Source organism: Microcoleus sp. D3_18_C4 (genome assembly GCF_036702355.1).
Taxonomy (GTDB): domain Bacteria; phylum Cyanobacteriota; class Cyanobacteriia; order Cyanobacteriales; family Microcoleaceae; genus Microcoleus.
In genome coordinates, this window is sequence record NZ_JAUBTF010000153.1 from 1 (window position 1) to 2,369 (window position 2,369).

Below are 2,369 nucleotides of genomic sequence, written 5' to 3' on the forward strand. Positions count from 1 at the left end.
ATTTCCTGGGGTTGATGAGCGTGGGTTTTAAAGCTGTATCCAGTCCGAAAGGCTTAGCCTTCTCTCTTAAGCCAAACGCTACATATAGCGTTCATGCGTAAGTCCTGTAAAATTCTGATAGTCGTATGGGCAGGCTTTTTTTACGCCTCACCGCAAAGGCCTCCCACACTTCTAAGAATTCAGAACTCGATCGCTCCAAAATCGATCTGTGACCATCGCTCTAAATCTTGCCTTCAAACCTCTGATGCCAGAGGATATACCCCGACACGGTAATAACCAGAGTGATGCCTCCTCCTACCCAAGCCAGCATAGGATTGTAACCGCTACGGCTGAGGGTCTGCATCCATAGATGGGTGCGATCGGAGGATATTAACCAATCTGCGACGACCGGAAAAAGATACATCAAAGATGCACCAACGATAAGCCAGCCCACCATAGAGGCGAGGAGAAAGATAGTTTTGGCTGTAGATTGGCTACCCATGAGCAATTGCGGTAAAGAACTAACTTTGAGATTAGCTCTTGAGATGCGTTATGTCAGCACAGGTATAGACCGAGGTAGTGGGCGATGCAAGCGTGAAACTGTAGAATTGATTTGAAGCGAAAGGTAAAGGGCGTTGCTGATTTACGGTATGAAGGGCTAAATATGCAAGTCAGAGAAACCAGTATCTACAAAACTTCGGGATTTTCAAGTTATTTTTTTCATACCCTGATTAAGCAACACCAATTATTCCTCCTCTTCATACTCTAACTCAGCAACGCCATAATTTTTAAGTATTTCCGCTGTCTTTCGTTGAGTCCTTGCCAGAGTTGAGCGTGCTTGTCTGCCATCGCTTTTCACCTGTGTCAAGCGATTTGATTTTTGCACCGCAAGGTTGCCGAAATCGTCAGCTTTTACCACTCTAAAACGTGCGAACATCTGTGAAAAGCGTTAGGGCGATCACGTGAAAATCGACCGGCACGGGCAAGCACGGGTACTAACTCAATCCGAGATTCGGTTGTTGTTCTCGGAGGGGTTGCAAACTGATACCAATTCACTAAGCTGAGGCGCATCTAAATTTGACAATCAAATTCGAGCAAATTCTTGTGGGGTGGGCGTCCCGCCCGCCCAAAAATACAATTTAGATGCGTAACAGCTTATGAAGGTACACTAAATTTATGCTAAAAGTAGAGGCTCTCCAATATGGCCAACAAATTTAAGGTAGAAATCCAGGAAACGGTTGAGGAACTAGAGCATCGACTCGAACGGGCTATAACCGCAGTAAGTAAAGAAAAATTACTGCTATTATACTGGATTGCCACAAAAAAAATCAAAACAAGAGAAGAATTAGCCACGATGCTGAAGCGAGACTCTTCAACAATATATCGTTGGTTAAGAGCTTACAAACAAGGTGGAATTACCTCATTGCTCACAGTTAAAACAGCTCCCGGGAATACTCCACATATACCACCGGAAGTCAGAGAAAAATCAATCAAAAAACTGCAAGAACCACAGGGAGAAACAAGTTATGGCAAATTACAGCTCTGGCTCGAAAAAGAGTGCGGAATTAAAGTGAGCTATAAAGTGGTACATGACCTAGTTCATTATAAATTGAAAGCTAACCTGAAAATCCCAAGACCCCAAAGTAACAAAGCGAACGAAGAAGTGCAGGCAAGCTTCAAAAAAAAACTATGTGAGCTCATCAAAGTAATGATTAAATATTTCGGAAAATCCAATCCTGTAAGGATATGGTGTCAGGACGAGAGTAGATTTGGATTGATTACTATGCAGGGCAGAATGATTACATTAAAGGGGGTAAAACCCATTGGAAAAAAGCAATGGAGACGAGGAAATTTCTAGGTTTATGGAGTTGTAGAGCCATCAGCAGGTGAACAATATTATCAACATTTTTCTCAGCTTAATTACAACTGCTTTCAAGAGTTTTTAAATGGATTTGCCCAAAAATACTCAGACTCTTTCAATCTAATTATAATGGATAATGGTAGCTTTCATAAAGCTCTCTTATTAGACTGGCATGACCATATAATGCCAATATATTTACCTGCCTATAGTCCTGAATTGAATCCGATTGAAAGATTGTGGTCACATACAAAAAAAGACCTCAACTGGGAAAATTATTCTAGTTTATCTAAACTGGTTCTTCAGTATCTAGTATGCTAAACTAACAATTAAACTGCCAAGTAAGCAAACATCTAACTCGAAAGTTTTCAAAGTTTCTAAATCCGTAAGCAGAACGTTTAATCAACTTGAGCTTATTGTTGATGCCTTCAACCACACCACTCGTAGTCTTATAACGGGACTTAAACAATAAATCAGAGATAAGTAAGCTATAATGTAAGTAGGGTAAGCATTTAACGTTCCCGTCACACCC

The 2,369-nt window shown here is 41.2% G+C and carries 2 protein-coding genes and 2 pseudogenes; 2 read left to right on the forward strand and 2 right to left on the reverse strand.

The genetic code is table 11. The annotated features are described in order from the left end of the window. Positions 1-220: 220 nt before the first annotated feature. On the reverse strand, positions 221-481 hold the full coding sequence (locus QUA90_RS30280) for a hypothetical protein (protein WP_333064676.1): 261 nt from the start codon (positions 479-481) through the stop codon (positions 221-223). Positions 482-1,180: 699 nt separating this feature from the next. On the opposite strand from QUA90_RS30280, the gene QUA90_RS30285 reads away from it, so the two are divergent. Together QUA90_RS30285 and QUA90_RS30645 are read left to right on the forward strand one after the other, a co-directional pair. Continuing rightward, positions 1,181-1,837 (forward strand): IS630 family transposase, encoded by a 657-nt coding sequence (locus tag QUA90_RS30285; protein ID WP_333332698.1) that lies wholly within the window; start codon positions 1,181-1,183, stop codon positions 1,835-1,837. A gap of 15 nt (positions 1,838-1,852) precedes the next feature. Continuing rightward, positions 1,853-2,158 (forward strand): annotated as a pseudogene (locus QUA90_RS30645) (transposase); the annotation flags it as partial. A 1-nt stretch (position 2,159) separates the two neighbouring features. On the opposite strand, the pseudogene QUA90_RS30650 reads toward QUA90_RS30645, so the two are convergent. Continuing rightward, positions 2,160-2,288, reverse strand: a pseudogene (locus QUA90_RS30650) (transposase); the annotation flags it as partial. Positions 2,289-2,369 lie beyond the last annotated feature (81 nt).